Annotated in this window: 17 protein-coding genes; 10 read left to right on the top strand and 7 right to left on the bottom strand. The window is 61.9% G+C overall.

The genetic code is table 11. The annotated features are described in order from the left end of the window. The first annotated feature begins 66 nt into the window (after nt 1-66). Nucleotides 67-1341: a hypothetical protein gene (locus JF616_17280; protein ID MBW8889510.1), complete on the top strand. Its 1275-nt coding sequence runs from the start codon at nt 67-69 to the stop codon at nt 1339-1341. On the opposite strand, the gene JF616_17285 is transcribed toward JF616_17280, so the two are convergent. From JF616_17285 to recR, 7 genes are all read right to left on the bottom strand, one after another. Further along, nucleotides 1282-2769, bottom strand: a complete 1488-nt coding sequence (locus JF616_17285) for a hypothetical protein (GenBank protein ID MBW8889511.1) — start codon at nt 2767-2769, stop codon at nt 1282-1284. The genes JF616_17280 and JF616_17285 overlap by 60 nt on opposite strands. After that, nucleotides 2705-3676: a hypothetical protein gene (locus JF616_17290; protein MBW8889512.1), complete on the bottom strand. Its 972-nt coding sequence runs from the start codon at nt 3674-3676 to the stop codon at nt 2705-2707. Before JF616_17290 ends, JF616_17285 begins: the two co-directional genes overlap by 65 nt. Then, nucleotides 3673-4623 (bottom strand): MCE family protein, encoded by a 951-nt coding sequence (locus JF616_17295; protein MBW8889513.1) that lies wholly within the window; start codon nt 4621-4623, stop codon nt 3673-3675. The genes JF616_17290 and JF616_17295 overlap by 4 nt, the downstream gene beginning before the upstream one ends. Next, on the bottom strand, nt 4620-5405 hold the full coding sequence (locus JF616_17300; protein MBW8889514.1) for an ATP-binding cassette domain-containing protein: 786 nt from the start codon (nt 5403-5405) through the stop codon (nt 4620-4622). The genes JF616_17295 and JF616_17300 overlap by 4 nt, the downstream gene beginning before the upstream one ends. Further along, complete coding sequence (locus JF616_17305; protein ID MBW8889515.1) at nt 5402-6223, bottom strand: ABC transporter permease; 822 nt, start codon at nt 6221-6223, stop codon at nt 5402-5404. The genes JF616_17300 and JF616_17305 overlap by 4 nt, the downstream gene beginning before the upstream one ends. 177 nt (nt 6224-6400) lie before the next feature. Beyond that, the gene (locus tag JF616_17310; GenBank protein ID MBW8889516.1) at nt 6401-7012 is read right to left on the bottom strand and encodes a YihA family ribosome biogenesis GTP-binding protein; all 612 of its coding nucleotides are present in this window, start codon (nt 7010-7012) and stop codon (nt 6401-6403) included. A 14-nt stretch (nt 7013-7026) separates the two neighbouring features. Next, nucleotides 7027-7647: a recombination protein RecR gene (gene recR, locus JF616_17315; GenBank protein ID MBW8889517.1), complete on the bottom strand. Its 621-nt coding sequence runs from the start codon at nt 7645-7647 to the stop codon at nt 7027-7029. A 134-nt stretch (nt 7648-7781) separates the two neighbouring features. Between recR and JF616_17320 the strand changes: the two genes are divergently transcribed. The 9 genes from JF616_17320 to JF616_17360 form a co-directional block, all read left to right on the top strand. Then, a complete protein-coding gene (locus JF616_17320; protein ID MBW8889518.1) occupies nt 7782-8912 on the top strand; it encodes a hypothetical protein in 1131 nt (376 codons plus the stop codon). Then, complete coding sequence (locus JF616_17325; GenBank protein MBW8889519.1) at nt 8909-9910, top strand: AAA family ATPase; 1002 nt, start codon at nt 8909-8911, stop codon at nt 9908-9910. Before JF616_17320 ends, JF616_17325 begins: the two co-directional genes overlap by 4 nt. Nucleotides 9911-9940: 30 nt before the next feature. Beyond that, nucleotides 9941-10828: a DUF58 domain-containing protein gene (locus tag JF616_17330; protein MBW8889520.1), complete on the top strand. Its 888-nt coding sequence runs from the start codon at nt 9941-9943 to the stop codon at nt 10826-10828. Continuing rightward, on the top strand, nt 10825-11754 hold the full coding sequence (locus JF616_17335; protein MBW8889521.1) for a hypothetical protein: 930 nt from the start codon (nt 10825-10827) through the stop codon (nt 11752-11754). The genes JF616_17330 and JF616_17335 overlap by 4 nt, the downstream gene beginning before the upstream one ends. Further along, nucleotides 11751-12797 (top strand): hypothetical protein, encoded by a 1047-nt coding sequence (locus JF616_17340; protein MBW8889522.1) that lies wholly within the window; start codon nt 11751-11753, stop codon nt 12795-12797. Before JF616_17335 ends, JF616_17340 begins: the two co-directional genes overlap by 4 nt. Continuing rightward, nucleotides 12794-13792: a VWA domain-containing protein gene (locus JF616_17345; protein ID MBW8889523.1), complete on the top strand. Its 999-nt coding sequence runs from the start codon at nt 12794-12796 to the stop codon at nt 13790-13792. The genes JF616_17340 and JF616_17345 overlap by 4 nt, the downstream gene beginning before the upstream one ends. Beyond that, nucleotides 13789-14814 (top strand): VWA domain-containing protein, encoded by a 1026-nt coding sequence (locus JF616_17350; GenBank protein MBW8889524.1) that lies wholly within the window; start codon nt 13789-13791, stop codon nt 14812-14814. Before JF616_17345 ends, JF616_17350 begins: the two co-directional genes overlap by 4 nt. Beyond that, nucleotides 14811-15836 (top strand): tetratricopeptide repeat protein, encoded by a 1026-nt coding sequence (locus tag JF616_17355; GenBank protein ID MBW8889525.1) that lies wholly within the window; start codon nt 14811-14813, stop codon nt 15834-15836. Before JF616_17350 ends, JF616_17355 begins: the two co-directional genes overlap by 4 nt. Beyond that, nucleotides 15833-16060: hypothetical protein (locus JF616_17360; protein MBW8889526.1), on the top strand; the 228-nt coding region annotated here is incomplete at its 3' end. The genes JF616_17355 and JF616_17360, both read left to right, overlap by 4 nt.

Below are 16060 nucleotides of genomic sequence, written 5' to 3' on the forward strand. Positions count from 1 at the left end.
GCTCAAATACCGAAAGGGATGGGGATTCCTCGGGACAGGGCGACTAATCCGTTATATTATGCCCAAATGCGGGGAAGCCTGAGCCGATCGCAACTCTTCGCCACCTGCCTGCTTCTCGGCCTACCGGGTTGCCTGGTTCCGAATGGTCCTTTGGCCGCCTCGGTTTCCGATATCAAACCGGGCGAATGGTTCGAAGTCCCGGATTCCAAATTGGAAAAGGTCGTGCCCGCCGTCGTGCCGGAAGGGAGTTGGAACGGGTTCCAGGCCATCATGCAATCCTGGAGCGGGGGCGCGCTGGACTCTAAGCGGGAAAGGCTTATCGTTTGGGGAGGGGGCCACCACGACTATTCCGGCAATGAAATCTACGCCTTCGATCTGAACAAGCTGGCCTGGTCCAGGCTTACCGATCCCAGCCAGGACGTGGGCGGGGATGAATCGACGGGGGAGTATCCGGACGGCAAGCCGCGTTCCCGGCATACCTACAACTACATCCAATACGTTCCCGCCATCGATCGTTTCTGCACCCTGGGCGGCCAGGGGATGTTCCCTTCCGGCCAGGTGGGGACCGATGCCACGCATTGCTTCGACTTCGAGACCTCGGCCTGGGAAAGGAAGGGCGCGGGCGCGAAAGGATCCATCGGCGGCATATCCGGAGTGGATGAATCCACGGGCAAGGTCTATATGCATACCTCGGGCAGCAATGCGCGCCTATTGATTTGGGATCCGAAGAGCGACACCTGGTCGGCGCACGCGAATTATCCCGATGGGTGGTTCGGGTACTATTTCACGGGGTCAGTGGGCGGAGGCTACTTCATCGCCATCGGTACCGATAATAACGGCAAAGCCAGCGTGCTTACCTGGAACCTGGCCTCCCCGGATGCGGCGCCGCGCATCTCGGATGCGCCCGCCGACGTAGAACCGGCCGCAAAACCCAATCCCGGATTCACCTACGACTCCAAGCGGAACCTGTTCGTGGCCTGGGCGGGAGGCGCGCAGCTTTGGACATATAACCCGGTATCTTCCGGTTGGGATAAGGTCCCCGTCTCCCTTACCAATAAAGTTGTTCCCACCTCGGCCGAATCCCTGGGCACTTTCGGCCGTTTCCGATACGTTCCGTCCAAGGACGTTTTCGTGGGCGTAAACCGCACTTCCGAGAACGTTTGGATCTTCCGGATGCCGGCTTCCATCCCTTTGGCGGCCTCCAAAAATCCCGGGAATGGGTTCGGCGTGCTGCGCATGGCAAAACCCTCTTGGGCACGGGCGTATAGGCCGGATGGCCGGCTAAGGAAGATAAGGCCGCAGGGCGATGCGCTCGACACCCGCATCCGTACCCACGAATAGGAATCCGTCCGCCACCGTCACGCAGGTGACCTTGGTCCCGGGAATGCCGTCGACCAGCCGGAAGTCGTTCCAGAGTTGCTTGCGCACGTCGTAAGCCGCCACCCCGTCGGCATAGGCCACGTAGAGGATATCCCCATCGAAGCGCAAGCGGAACGGGGCGTTGCGCTCCAGCAACACCTTGGGCAATTGCTTGCGGGGCTTCGCCATGACGCGGTTCTCGTAGATCCAATACAGGGTGGTATCGTGGTACACGACCGACGGATTGGGCACGTTGCTGGCCTCGGGCACGTCCTTGGAGGAAACCGCGTTGAGGCTTTTCCAGGCTCCGTTCTGGAAAACCTGCAGGCCATAGCGCGTAGCCGCCCAAAGATCCTTGTCCTTGGATGAAAGTTCGAAAACCTCCACGCCGCCGGATACGGGCAACTCGCCCAAGGTCTTGATCTCTTCCCTATCCGGGGACTCCAGATAACAAACGCCGCGCTCGGTGGCGGCATATAGGTTGCCCTCGTGCACGTGCAGGAAATTCACGCGCACGTCAACGCTGCCCATCAGATGCCGGTAAGTGAGGAACATGCCGGTACGGGGATCATGGCGTACGATGCCCTTGTCGGTCGCCAACCAGATGTAATCCTTCCATCCCTTCACGTCGCGCACGCAGCCGTCCCCGAAGCCGCTCTCCAAGGTGGCCGGATAGGCCTTCCATCCGGTCAGGTCGCTCTTGGCCTTTACCAGCGAGCCGTTGCTTTGGCCGGTGATGGAGTTGCCGCCCACCACGCCGTAATCCGCCGGGCAGGAACCGAACCAAAGCTGCCCGCCTTCGGCTTGGATGACCGAGGTGGCGGGGAAGTCGAGCCCGAAGCGGAAAGAGGATGCCTGTTTCCGGCGCAACGATCCATAGTAGGGGCCCAGGCCGTCGGTGAGGACCCAGAGGTTGTCGTAGTCGAAGACCTTCGCCTGCGTGATGGGCGCCCGGCGCATGTATTTGTCCCGGATGGCGTCCCCCAGGAAGAAGTCGTTCTCGGAAAGGGTAAGCCCGGTGAGGTCGGCCGGCTTTCCCACGTCGTTGGCGGCGTTCCACTCGTCCAGACTGGCGTCGGTAAAGCGGCGGAAGGCTGGGTTGTACTCCAGCAAAGCGCCGCCCGCCAGCACGGCATAGAGCTTGGACCGGGAAGACGAGTAACGGATGGATTGGATGGGCCGGCCCACGTTCAGGTTATCCACCCAGGCCTGGCGCCGATAATCGTAACAGAGGACCCCGCCTTCGGTGAGCAAGTAGGCCATCTTGGAATCGCCCACCACTTGGGTCGGGGACTTGTGGGTGGAGATGAAAAGGAGATCGCGGGTCTGGAGATTGGCCGCGTGGCTAACGGAGAGGGCCGACAACGCCGCCCAGGCCGCGGCCATCGCGGAGGCTATGCGAATATTCATCCAAGATCCCCTGCAGATCGAAGCCTGAAAAACGTTGTCCGACAAGATCCATATCCTGGCGCAGTTTGGCAAGTTGGCTCTCGTCCTGCACCAGTAAAAGGCGAAGCGCTTGGGCCTTAAGGCCGGGCAGTTCGAGCCCGAGCTCGCCATAGATGGCAACGGCGCGGGCATTGGCTTCCAACGCCTCGTCGCGCCGGCCGAGCGAGAACAGGCACAGGGCGGATTGGTTCATGCAGGCCGCGACCTTGGCCAGGCGGCCTTGCTCGCGATAAGAATCGCCGGATTGCCGCCATAGCGAATCGGCCAGGGCGAAATCCTTGCGGGACATGGCCGCCAAGGCGTCGATGGAAGGGGTTTTACGTTTCCCCGCCAGCTTACGCCAACTTTCCAGTTCGCCTGCCCAAGAGGAAGGCTCGCGGCTTTGGATCAAGTAGCGCAAGCGATCCCCGCGCATGGGAACCTCGCGACCCGCATCCCCTTTGGCCAGCCGCAAGGCCGAATCGACCAGGCTTACCGCCTGATCGACATGGCGGCGGGCGAATGCGGTTTGGGATCGCTTCCAATACCACAGGGATCGCAGGCCCTTGTCCCGCACCACTAAGCCCTCCAGCATACGGTCCGCCTCGTCCTCTTCCCCGGTTTCCATTTCCAGATCGGCCAGGTTGAGGGTGGCCTTCGCGATCCACTCTTCCTTGCCCTTGAGGACCGCGTCCTGCAGGGCCTTGGCGAAGAACATGCGGGCGAGATCGAATTTGCCGGCGGAATAGGCGGAGATGCCGCGCTCTGCGTACTTGGGGGAATCGTCTGCGCGTGCGGTCGCGGCGAACGCCAACAACGTCAGCGCGGCGAGCGCAATTCTTAAGGCTGCCGTTCTCCCGGCCGGCACCCTCGCGGACCGCATTCTCATGGCCCGGCCTCGTTCAACAGCACGGGATACTCGCCCTTCTTATGCATCCTCCCGCGGATGAACCAGAAGGATGAGACCGCATCCATCAAGTCGCCGGCTTGGTCCAGCTTGCCCGCGCCCTGAAGCATGATCTGATCCATGCGGCGCAGGATGGTCTCCCCGTGATCGGCCAGGACGTTGGCTTGCGCGCCCAGGCGCTCGGTCTCCTCGGCGGTTTTCACCAGGCGTTCCGATGCGGTATCGGCGCGGGCCAGTATCCCGTTCAAGGAGGCATGCAGGGTATCGGCCATGGTACCCACCCGGCCCATCACCTTGCGGCCCTCGGTGACGGCCGTATCCACGTTGTTCACCCCTGCCAGCATCCGATCGTAAAGTTCGCGAGAGCCCAGCAAGGCCCCCACCGTGGTATGCGGATCCTTGCTCATCACCACCACCTGATCGATGCTGTTGATCAGCTGGTCCATCTTCCCCATCAAGGCCGTCAGGCCGGTGAGCACGGTTTCGATATCGCGGGAGTTGGATACCATCAAGGTGTCCCCGTCTTTCAGGATCTCGCCGCCGGGGCCCTGGGTTTCGATGTTGACCACCCGGTCCGAGACCAGGTTCTTGTCGCGCAGGGCGAAGGCCACCGATCGGCGCGTGATGAAATCCTGGAACTTGCGATCGATGGTGAGGTTGAGGACCACCTTGCCCTGGGATACGTCATGCCCCCCATGGCTCAGAAGGTTCAAGGACTCCACGCTGCCGATCTTGACGCCGTTGAAAAGCACGTCGGCGCCGGGGCGCAGGCCCACCCCGCTATCGAACACGGCCGCGAGGGAGTAGCGTATCTCGAACATGCCCTTGTGCGCGAAGAGCAGGCCCAAGCCCACCATGAAGGTGATCGCCGCCGTGGCTACGAAGAAGCCGGCCAGCAAATCCCGATGGCGATGCAGCTCCAGCTTCATGCGGGAGCCTCCCCGGTCATGGCCGCTTCCTGCTCCAGTTGGCGGAAGAGGAATTCGACGAAGCTATCCTGGCAATTCTTGAGCTGCTCGAAGTTCATCGGTTGCAGCAGTTCGCCTTCCTTGAGCACGCCGATCTCGCCGCCCAACTCGCGCGCGGCGAGCAAATCGTGGGTCACCAGCACCATGGAAACGTGGTTGATACGGCGGATGTTGGCGATGAGGGCGAGAAGCACGCTGCGGCTGATGCGATCCAGGCCGGCCGTGGGCTCGTCCATGAGGATGAGCTTGGGCCGCATGATCATGGCGCGGGCCACCGCGGCGCGTTTCAGGATCCCCAGGCTCACGTTGGCGGGATATTGATGCTGATGATCCTTGATGAGCAGCATCTCCAGCGCATTATCCACCCGGTAGCGTATCTCGTCCTCATCCCCGATGTTGTGGTAGATGAGGGGCAAGGCCACGTTCTCGAAAATGGTCTTGTTGGAGATCAGCGCCGGGTTCTGGAAAACGAAACCGACTTCCTTCTTCAGATCGTTGAAGGCCGCGGCGTTGAGCCCGGATATGTCCCGGCCCAGAAGGCGGATCACGCCGGCATCGGGCTTTTCCAATCCGATCAAAAGGCGCAGCAAGGTGCTCTTGCCCTGGCCCGACAGGCCGCAGATGACCAGGATCTGCCCCGGCAGGACGTGGAAGTTGACGCGCCGGAGGATGGGTTCCTGCCCTGCGTAACCGAAGCGCAGGTTGTGGACCGAAGCGATTACGCTCATCCCGCGCTCGTTCATAGGATCCTCAGATTGGCCAGCAGCGGCACGGCGAAAAGCACGTCGAACAAGGTGATGCACACGAAGCTGTTCACGACCCCCAGGGTCGTCGCTTTGGGCACCGCGCGGATATCGTTCGTTACCGCCATGCCGTGGAAGCAGGCGATCACGGACACCAGCATGCCGAAGGTTACCGGCTTGATGATCCCGAGCACCCCGTCCATCACGCCCATGGAGGCCAGGATGCGCTCCAGGAAAAGCGACAACGAGAGCTGCACCTCGGCGAAATCGGAAAGGAACAGGGAGAGCATCTTCACGACCAGGTAACCGCCGAAGATGGCCACCAGGTTGAAGATGACCGTGAGGCAGAACATGGAAAGCATGGTGGCCGCGAAGCTGGGGAACACCAGGTATCGGACCGGATCGATGCCCATGGTCTTGAGCGCGTCGATCTCCTGCTGCACCTTCATATTGCCGAGGTAGGTGGAAAGCGCCGATCCCGTGCGGCCGGCCACCAGGAAGGCGGTGAACAAGGGCCCCACCTCGCGTATCACCACCAGCACCATCACGTTGCCGAAATAGTCGCCCGCGCCGATCTTGGGCATCACGGTCGCGGCCTGCAGGATGGTGGCGCTGCCGATGACCAGGGCCAGGAAGGCGACCAAGGGGATCGCCTCCACCCCGGTGAAGTAGATCTGGGAGATCAGGTGGTCCATGGCCTGCCGGCGATTGCCGACCTTGTGCACGGCGCACCAGGAGGCCTGCAGCCCCAACTCCATCAATTGGCCGACATAGGACTTGCGGTAACGCAGGCCCATCCAGGCAAGCAAACGGGTCATCCCGGTGATTGTACCACCCGGCCGGGGGAATTAGCGGTTGGCGCGGAGTTTGAGACTGGCGGGATTTAAAGCGGGTTTGGGATTTTGGAGATGGGTTAAGGGTACAGGGTAAAGGGTAAAGGGTTAGAGTATGGCATTTCCCGCTTTTTCTTAACCCTTTACCCTGTACCCTTAACCCTATACCCTGTCTTCGCCGGCCAAGAGCAACCCGATCTGATCGAGAACCTCTTCCCTGCCCGACTTGGTGTCCGCGCTCGTCAGTAACGGCGGCTCCGGAAGGCCGTGGAACTTCATGATCGAATCCAGCGACTTGCGCAGTTCGCCCTTGGAAAGCTTATCGCCCTTGGTCGCCACAGCCAGGATGGGGACGTCGAACCCTTGCAACCATTGCAGGGCCTCGCGATCGACCGCGCTATCGGCGATGCGGGAATCGATCAGGTAGAGCAGGCCGCGCAATTGCTTGTTCCCCCGGAAGAAGGATTCGATGGCTTCTTCCATGGAACGTTTCTCGGCGCGGCCGATCTTGGCGTAGCCGAAACCGGGGATGTCCACCAAATGGAAGGCCGATCCCGCCGGCCCGCTTTTGTTGATGAGGAAAAAGTTGATCAAGCGCGTCTTACCGGGCACCTGGCTGGTCTTGACCAATTGCTTGCGCTGGACCAGCATGTTCAGCAAAGACGATTTGCCCACGTTGGATCGCCCGGCGACGGCGATTTGCGGCAGGCCGCTGGATGGGAACTCGGCCGGCGCGGATGCCGAAGTCACGAACTCGGCGGAATGGATCTGCATGCGGGGGAGGGCCTTCAGCCCACTTCGACGCGGCCCTCGAGGGCCCGCTGCACGGTGAGTTCGTCCACGTATTCCAGTTCCGATCCCACCGGGATGCCGCGCGCCAGGCGGGAGACCTTGGCGGGAGTGCCTTGCAGCTTCTGGGCGATATAGGTGGCGGTGGCTTCGCCTTCGGCGTTGGTGTTGAGGGCGAGGATCAGTTCCACGCGGCCCTTGGAAGCCCCCGCCGCGGCGCGTTCCCAAAGGCGGGCGAAATTGAGATCGCCCGGGCCGATGCCGTCCAACGGGGAAATGCTTCCGCCCAAGACATGATAGATGCCCGGAAAAGTGCCCGATCGTTCGAAAGCGAGGATATCGGCGGGTTTCTCGACCACGCAGATGAGGTCGCGTTGGCGCCGCTCGCTCGCGCAAATGCGGCAGACCTCGCGTTCGGTGTAGTTGCCGCATTCGGAGCAGGCGTGGATGCGGGCCTTGGCATCGGTCAGGGCCCGGGCCAATTCCTGCACGGGCCCGGAGTCCTGGGACAAGAGATGGTAAGCCAAGCGCTGGGCCGTCTTGCGGCCGATGGAGGGCAGCCCGGCAAGATGATTAATGAGGTTCTCGATGACGGATTCCCTCGCGTCGGCTTCGGACATGGGGATTAAAATACTCATTATCCTCCGCCTGTCCCTCCCGGCGGAGCCGCGCCCGGTGTTTTCCGGCCTTCCTTTTTGTTAAATTCACCTCCGCTTTACCGCATTCGATTACTTCCGGAGGCGAACCCGTCCGCTTGACCATGCGCTCGCACCCTTCCCAAAGCTTCCCTAGCGTCGCCGCCTTGCCCTTTACCGTCACGGCACCCTTTGCGGCCGCGGTCAGAACGCGCCTCGCCACCGGAAAACGCGGCCCAATCTTCCTGGTGGCGATCGCTATCGCGGCCATGGTCGTTTCCGGAGCCTGGGCTGCCGCTCCGGCCAACCTCTCCGTTCCCGACTCCCAGCCCGCCCGCGATCCTTTCCTGTCGCCGCCTCCCGGCGCCGCGGTCCAGGATTCGGCCGCGCCTATGCAAGCGGCCGTGAAGCTTTCCACCCAGGGCGCCTTCACTTCCCAGGCCGCCCGCGTTGGGGACTCGTTGGACTACGTGGTCTCGGTGGAATGGGAGGATACCCAGGTCCCGGTCATGGTGCTGGCTCCCGATAGCGTGGAGTTCCCGGGTTTCAAGATCCTGGGGCAGGCCACCCAGCACTCGAAACTGGCCAATGGCCAAACCGTTCGGAACCATACGGACTTCATCTACAAGCTGCGGGCCGCCAGCCAGGGCCCGGGCAAGGCCGCTTCGCTTAAGGTCCGCTATCTCTCCGGTTTGTCCCAACGGGAAGAAGCCGTCTTCGTTCCCTCCGCCCTGATCGATATCGGTCCGGCCCCGGTGCGGTTGCTGGACATGCTTTGGTTCAAGCTCCTGCTCTGGATCGCCATCTTGGCCGCGGCCGTGGCCGCGGGTTGGGCCAGCTTCAGGCTCGCGGCCCGCAAGCGGATGGAAGCCCGGCCGAGGCGCGCCGATCTTCGCCCCCAAGTGGACGCCTTGAAATCCCGGCTGCGGACCGTCCAGAACAACGCGGAAGCCAGCAAAGCCGTCCTGATGGAAATGGAAGCGATAGCGACCGCCTTCCTCTTGGAGGAATTAGGCGAAACCAAACCGGCAAGCGAAACGAAACCGGCCCGCTTTGAGTCCCTGGCAGACGCTTACTTGTCCAAAGGCGGCGGCGGAGCGACGGGTCGCGAAGCGGCGGATTGGGCCAAGCTCAAGGAATTGTTCCGGCATGCCCGCTTCGCGGGCGGCTACAAGGAGCCGCACGAGCTCCAGGACGCGTTCAAGACTTTCAGGAAATGCCTCAAGATGCAAACGGAGGACGAACTATGACCAACGGGACCAAGGTGGATATCCAAGCCATCACCGAAAAGGTGAAGCGCGAAGGCGCCTTCATCCAGAAGATCCTGGACGAAGTGGGGCGCACCGTGATCGGGCAGCGCAACATGCTGGAAAAGCTGATCATCGGGCTGTTGGCCGACGGCCACGTTTTGCTCGAAGGCGTGCCGGGCCTGGCCAAGACCACGGCCGTGAAGTCGCTGGCGAATGCCATCAACTGCCACTTCAGCCGCATCCAGTTCACCCCGGATCTGCTGCCCGCCGATCTCATCGGCACCCTCATCTTCAATCCCAAGTCCGGGGACTTCCACGTCAAGCGCGGGCCCATCTTCGCCAACATCGTGCTGGCGGACGAAATCAACCGCGCCCCGTCCAAGGTGCAATCTGCCTTGCTGGAGGCAATGCAAGAGAAGCACGTGACCATCGGGGACACCACTTACCCGCTACCGCCACTCTTTTTGGTGCTCGCGACCCAGAACCCTTTGGAACAGGAAGGCACCTATCCTCTGCCCGAAGCGCAGGTGGATCGCTTCATGCTCAAGGTCACCCTCACCTACCCCACCAAGGAAGAGGAGAAGGCCATCGTGAACCTGGTATCGGGCAAGGGCCTGCATACGGCCGAGAAGATGGCTACCGAGGAGGACATCCTCAGGGCCCGGTCCACGGTGGGCGAAGTATACATGGACGACAAGATCATGGACTACATCATCAACCTGGTGGGGGCCACGCGCGATCCCGTCGGACATGGCATCAAGGACGTCGCCGGGCTGATCGAGTTCGGTTGCTCGCCGCGGACCAGCATCAGCCTGGCCAAGGCTTCCAAGGCCCACGCCTTGATCCGCGGCCGGGGTTACGTGACCCCGGAAGACGTGAAGGCGATCGGGATGGACGTGATGAAGCATCGCCTGATCCTGAGCTACGAGGCCGAAGCGGAGGAAGTGAAGGCGGAGAACGTGGTGCAACGGGTATTCGATTCGGTAGAGGTCCCGTAAGGATATTCCGGCAACGGGAGCCGCATCAGCATGATACCGAAAGAAGTCCTGAAAAAAGTCCATCAGATCGAGATCCGCACCACGGGCATCGTCAATTCCGTGCTCGCTGGCGCGTACTCGTCGTCCTTCAAGGGCCAGGGGATGGAATTCGCCGAAGTGCGCGAATACGTGCCCGGGGACGAGATCCGCTCTATCGATTGGAACGTGACCGCGCGGCACGGGACGCCCTTCATCAAGAAATTCACCGAGGAGCGCGAGCTCACCGTGATCCTGGTGGTGGACGCATCCTCATCGGGGGACTTCGGCAGCCAAGGGGAGATGAAAGGCGAGGTGATGGCCACCCTGAGCGCCTTGCTCGCCTTCTCGGCCACGCACAACAACGACCGGGTGGGATTACTCATCTTCACCTCCCAGATCGAGATGTACATCCCGCCCAAGAAGGGCCGCCGCCACGTGCTGCGCGTCATCCGCGAGCTGCTGTATTTCAAGCCCAAGGAACGGGGGACCAATCTGGCCCTGGCCCTGGAGTACCTCAACAAGATCCAGAGCCGCCGCGCCGTCGTCTTCGTGGTCTCCGACTTCGCCACCGGAGATTTCGAAAAGCCCATCAAGGCCCTGATGCGCAAGCACGACGGAGTGGCCATCACGGTATGGGATCCGCGCGAGCGCGAAATGCCGGACGTGGGCTTCATCGAGCTGGAGGATGCGGAAACCGGCGAGATCATCCTGGTGGATACGGGCGACGAGGACTTCCGCAAGACCTTCAAGAAGGAAACCCAGCGGGAGAGTTCGCAATTGAAGCGGCTGTTCCGGCGCATGCGCATCGATTTCGTCGAGATCGTCATCCAACCGAAGTACGACGACACCATCCACCCACTGCTCGAGTATTTCCGCAAGAGGGCTTCCAAGCTACGATGAACCAGGGAAACTTTTTCCGTATCGCCGCGGCATTGACGGCGCTATCCCTTTCGGCCTGCGATCCTTCCCGCGGCGGGATGACGCGCGAGCAATACCGCTCCGCCGCCACCGCCCTGTTCGAGCGCCAGCTGTACAAAGAGACCATCGACATGTACCAGCGCTACCTGGACTCCCCCGCCCTCACGCCGGAGGATGCGCCCAACGTACTGTACCAGATGGGCGTCATCTACCAGGACAACCTGATGGATACGCGCGGAGCCTTGGCCGAATTCACCTTGGTCAAGGCGCTCTACCCGGATCAGACCTTCGGGAACCAGTTGGGCAAACGGATGGTGGCCGCCTTGGAAGGCATGGGCCGCAGCACGGACGCCAGCCAGGCCCGCGCGCGCATCACCGATCTGAATCCGGATACCGCCGCCCAAGGCTTCCATGAAGGCGCCGTGGTCGCCGACGTGGACGGCCGCAAGATCACCCTGGGAGAAATCAAGGCCATGGTGGGCAAGCTCCCGGAGGCGCCCCTGGAACTCAACCAACTGGTGCGGGAATACGTGGCCCAGATCCTCATCGCCGACGCGGCCCGCCGCAAGGGCCTGGCCGATAAGCCCGAGGTCAAGCTGCGCCTGGGCCAGGTGGAAAACCAGATCCTCACCCAGGCCGGGCTGATGGACGAAATCAAGATAGCCCCTCCCGGCGGCAATGATCTCAAGTATTACTTCGAGGCCAACAAAGCGCGCTATCTGCAAGGCGCGGATTCGACCGCGACCTTCGAGAAGCTGCTGCCTCGCGTCCAAGCCGATTGGGCCCGGGAAAAGCAAGGCGCAGCCTACCAGCAATACGTCGAACGCCTGCTGCAGGCGGGCAAGGTACAGTTCTTCAGCGCTTCGCCGGGAAGCTCCGCGACCCCAGGAGCCGCCGCCTCCAAATGAACCCTACGCTTGACATCTCTTCCCAGGTCGATCATTCCGAGATCACCATCGGCGATCGGGTGCATTACGAGATCAAGGTGGTCTATCCCAAGGATGGGAACCTGGTGCTCCCTTCCGTGCTGGGAAACCTGGGTTCCTTCGAGGTCAAGGATTACCAGGCCTCGGAACCCAAGGACGCGGGCAATCTCAAGATCCAGACCTGGCGCTTCGATCTTTCCACCTTCACGGTGGGCAAGTACACCATTCCGCCGCAGATCATCGAGTATCGCGAGGGCAAGGATACCACCGCCCGCATCTTCTACACCCAGCCCATCGAGCTCAACGTCAAGCGCACTTCGCCAGAAACGGTGAAGGACATCGCCGATATCGCGCCTTTGGCCCAGGTGTCGGCGCCCACGCCTTGGCTTCTCTACGGCCTGGGCGGTTTTATCGCCTTGGCCCTCGCCGCCGTCCTCTGGCGGCTACTGCGCAAGAAGACGCCGACCGTGGCGGCCAAGCCCCAGCTCCCGCCCTTCGAAGAGGCCCTCGCAGGCCTGGCCGGCCTCAAGGATTTGTCCCTCATCCGCCAGAACCGGGCCCGCGAATTCTGCTTCGATCTATCGGAGATCCTGCGCCGATACGTTTCCCGCCGCTTCGGAGTGGATGCGCTGGAATCGACCACCTCCGAATTCCTGGAAAAGGCCCGTCACCTGCCGGTTACGGCGGCCCAGAAGCAATGGCTGGCCGAGTTCTGCGACAAGACCGACGTGGTGAAATTCGCGAATGCGATGATGCTGGAAAGCGATGCGGGAGCCTTGCTTTCCGCGACCGAAGCCTTCGTGCGCCAAACCCGCCCTCGCGAAGACGAAAGCGTAGCGGCGACCGAGGCGCAACGGACCGCGGCGCAGAAGGGCCTGGAACCCAAGACCGCGCCATCCAAGGCTGCGCCGTCGAAGGCAGGGGGCCCGGCCAAGCCCGGTTCCCGTCCGAAACCTGCTTCGGGCGGCGGCCTGATCCAAGGCGGCCACGGCCATGAGGATCACGATCGGGGCGGGAAGCCATGATCGCGCCGCATTTCCAGAATCCCTGGTTCCTGCTCGGCTTGGCAGCCGTGCCCTTGCTGGCATGGGACCATTTCCGCAAGGCCGCCAGGCGTAAAGCCAGCATCCGCTTCCCGTCGTTGGCCGTGATCAAACGCGTGCCCCATAGCGTCATGTATCGCTTGCGCCATATCCTGCTGGTTCTGCGGCTATTGGCGATCTCCCTCATGTGCATCGCCATGGCGCGCCCGCAATACGGGGAATCCATCGAGGACATCACCACCAACGGCATCGACATCGTGCTGGCGCTCGATATCTCCGGGTCCATGCGCACCATGGATTTCAAGCCCCAGAACCGCCTGTACGTGGCCAAGAAGGTGATGGAGAATTTCATTACCGGCCGCACCCACGATCGCATCGGGCTGGTCATCTTCGCGGGACGTAGCTTTACCCAATGCCCGCTGACCCTCGACTACGGCATCCTGGTGAACTTCCTGCGCAAGATCGACTTCGGCATGGTGGAGGACGGCACCGCCATCGGCACCGGCCTGATGAACGCGTGCAATCGACTGCGCCAGAGCGGGGCCAAGAGCAAGGTGGTGATCCTCACCACGGATGGCGCCAATAATTCCGGTGAAGTCGACCCCCTCACCGCCGCCAAGGCGGCCAAGGCACTGGGCATCAAGGTCTACACCATCGGCGTGGGCAAGGAGGGGGAGCAGCCAATCGAGATCGACGATCCGCTTTTCGGCAAGCGCATCATCACCCAGAAGAGCGACGTGGACATGCCGACCCTCAAGGCCATCTCCGACGTCACCGGGGGCAAAAGCTTCCGGGCCCAGGATTCCAAGGCCCTGCAGGACATCTATGATCAGATCGACAAGCTGGAGAAGACGGAGATCAAGACCACCAGCTATTACCGTTACCATGAATTGTTCCGCAACTTGCTGCTGCTGGCTTTGCTGGCGCTGATCCTGGAGATCGGCCTGGCCAACACGAGGTTCATGAAAATCCCATGAGGTTCGGCGCCCCGCATATGTTCTGGCTGCTCTGGTTCCTCCCCGTGCTGGCGGGATTCTTCCTCTATGCGTTCCGCAAGAAGAGCAAGACCCTGGCGCGCTTCGCGCAGGTGGAAATGATCCGCCGCATGACCGACGGGATTTCCCGGGGCCGGCAATACTTCAAGGCGTTCCTCATCCTCATGGTGGCGTTCTTCGCCGTGCTCTCCCTGGCCCGCCCGCAGTTCGGCACCAAGATGGAGCTGATGCGCCGCAAGGGCCTGGACGTGGTGGTCGCCGTGGACGTCTCGCTCTCCATGTACGCCGAAGACATCAAGCCCAGCCGCATGGCACGCAGCAAGCAGGAGATCGGGAAGTTCGTGGAGCGTTTAGGCGGCGATCGCGTGGCGCTGGTCGCTTTCGCGGGCGAAGCCTTCCTGCAATGCCCGCTCACCTCGGACTATGGAGCTTTCAAGATTTTCCTGGACGTGCTGGGCCCGGAGCTCATCCCCACCCCGGGCACCGACATCGCCGGGGCCATCGAAACCTCCATGAAGGCATTCGATCCCAAGGACCGGAAATACCGCGTTCTCGTTCTCATGACGGACGGCGAGGATCATAGCGGGCGCGCCGAGAAGATGGCCGAAGAGGCCGCCAAGGAAGGCGTGGCGGTTTTCACGGTCGGCATCGGCTTGCCCTCCGGGGTGCCGATTCCCCTCAAGGACGAGCAAGGGAACGTCGTGTACAAGAAGGATCGCAACGGCAACGTGGTGACCACCAAGCTGGATGAAGTGCTACTTCAGAAGATCGCCCTCGCCACCAACGGCAAGTACTATCACGCCGAGCCGGGCCGCTTCGAACTGGGGGACGTGCTGCGCGAAATCGAGAAAATGGAGAAACGCGAATTGGACAGCGAACGCCTGAGCCAATACGAGGATCGCTTCCAGATCCCTCTCGGAATTTCCCTCGCATTGCTGGTGGCGGAAATGCTCATTTCCGACCGCCGCAAGCGCCGTAAGGAATGGGAGGGCCGCTTCTCATGAGCAGGCCTAACCTCGGTCACGTGAAATTGCTTTTGTCCGCTGCCCTGCTGACCACGTCCTGCCTGACCGTCGGTCCTTCCTGGGCCCAAATCCCGATCGACAACGCCCCGGTTTCCAAGGGCGTGCGTATTATCGATACGGATGCCGATAGCCTGGGCAAGGATTCGGGCGCGACGGGCCCGGCCGGTGGCGCGAATTCCCAAGCCTCTCCCGGCGGCTCCGCGACCGGGCCCTCCGCTCCCGCTCCCGATCTCCTTTCCAAATACGAGAAGTCCTCTGGCGGCAAGCCACGCTGGCTGACCAAGCTCACGGGCCTTTTGGGCGCGGGGGGCGCGCCGCCCAAGCAGGCCGCCAAGGCCTATGAGAAAGGCGATTACGACGCGGCCCTGCAGAAGTACGCCGAGGCCCAGCTCGATCATCCCGAATCCCAGGCCCTGGCCTACGATATCGGCAATGCGCAATACCGCAAGAAGCGTTACGACGATGCCATCGTATCCTATAAGAAGGCGTTGCAAGGCGGCGATGCGGGCCTGGCGGCCTCGGCCTATTACAATCTCGGCAATTCGCATTTCCGCAAAGGCGAATTCGCCATCCAGGGCGGCAAGCAGGAAGGCATCGAGGATTACCGCGAGGCCATGGCCAACTACAAGAAATCCCTGGAGCTGCGGCCGGACAACAAGGACGCCAAGCGCAATATCGAGGTGGTGCAGGCCCGCATCAAGGAACTCCTCGATCGCCAGAAGCAGGATCAGAAGCAACAGGGCAACCCCCAGAAGCCGCCCGAACCCAGCGAAGAGGCCAAGAAGGTCCTGGCGCGGGCCCTGCAATTGGTCCAGGAGCGCCGCTATTCCGAAGCGAAAACCATCCTCGAAGACGTGATCCAGAAGGACCGGACGGCGGTAAGCTTCCAATCCTACGTACAACGCATCGACGACGTCCTCAAGATACTGAGGGGCGAATCGCCCACGCCTCCCAAGGCGCAGGACCCGCGCGCCGCCCAGCCCGGAGTCGGGGTCATATGAACTCCTTGCTTAAAGCGTTGCTGGCCTTAGGCCTCCTCGCGGGCTTCGCCGCCGCCAAAAGCGCCGAGGATTATCTGCACGGCGGCGCCGCGTTATACATCCAAAGCCGGCTGCAAGAAGCTTCCGTGGAAGTGGAAGAAGGCTTGCGCAAATACCCGAACGACTCCCGCCTCAAGGCCCTGGCGGACCAATTGAAGTCCATGAAGGATCAGCAGAAAAAGGAC

The sequence above is a fragment of the Fibrobacterota bacterium genome (assembly GCA_019509785.1).
Lineage (GTDB): Bacteria > Fibrobacterota > Fibrobacteria > UBA11236 > UBA11236 > Chersky-265.

Coding starts and splice junctions, on each gene's coding strand:
- JF616_17290 (MBW8889512.1), bottom strand. CDS start 3,676: ATGAGAATGCGGTCCGCGAGGGTGCCGGCCGGGAGAACGGCAGCCTTA.
- JF616_17350 (MBW8889524.1), top strand. CDS start 13,789: ATGAGGTTCGGCGCCCCGCATATGTTCTGGCTGCTCTGGTTCCTCCCC.
- JF616_17355 (MBW8889525.1), top strand. CDS start 14,811: ATGAGCAGGCCTAACCTCGGTCACGTGAAATTGCTTTTGTCCGCTGCC.
- JF616_17300 (MBW8889514.1), bottom strand. CDS start 5,405: ATGAACGAGCGCGGGATGAGCGTAATCGCTTCGGTCCACAACCTGCGC.
- JF616_17345 (MBW8889523.1), top strand. CDS start 12,794: ATGATCGCGCCGCATTTCCAGAATCCCTGGTTCCTGCTCGGCTTGGCA.
- JF616_17280 (MBW8889510.1), top strand. CDS start 67: ATGCGGGGAAGCCTGAGCCGATCGCAACTCTTCGCCACCTGCCTGCTT.
- JF616_17310 (MBW8889516.1), bottom strand. CDS start 7,012: ATGCAGATCCATTCCGCCGAGTTCGTGACTTCGGCATCCGCGCCGGCC.
- JF616_17295 (MBW8889513.1), bottom strand. CDS start 4,623: ATGAAGCTGGAGCTGCATCGCCATCGGGATTTGCTGGCCGGCTTCTTC.
- JF616_17285 (MBW8889511.1), bottom strand. CDS start 2,769: ATGAATATTCGCATAGCCTCCGCGATGGCCGCGGCCTGGGCGGCGTTG.
- JF616_17335 (MBW8889521.1), top strand. CDS start 10,825: ATGAACCAGGGAAACTTTTTCCGTATCGCCGCGGCATTGACGGCGCTA.
- JF616_17325 (MBW8889519.1), top strand. CDS start 8,909: ATGACCAACGGGACCAAGGTGGATATCCAAGCCATCACCGAAAAGGTG.
- JF616_17330 (MBW8889520.1), top strand. CDS start 9,941: ATGATACCGAAAGAAGTCCTGAAAAAAGTCCATCAGATCGAGATCCGC.
- recR (MBW8889517.1), bottom strand. CDS start 7,647: ATGTCCGAAGCCGACGCGAGGGAATCCGTCATCGAGAACCTCATTAAT.
- JF616_17340 (MBW8889522.1), top strand. CDS start 11,751: ATGAACCCTACGCTTGACATCTCTTCCCAGGTCGATCATTCCGAGATC.
- JF616_17305 (MBW8889515.1), bottom strand. CDS start 6,223: ATGACCCGTTTGCTTGCCTGGATGGGCCTGCGTTACCGCAAGTCCTAT.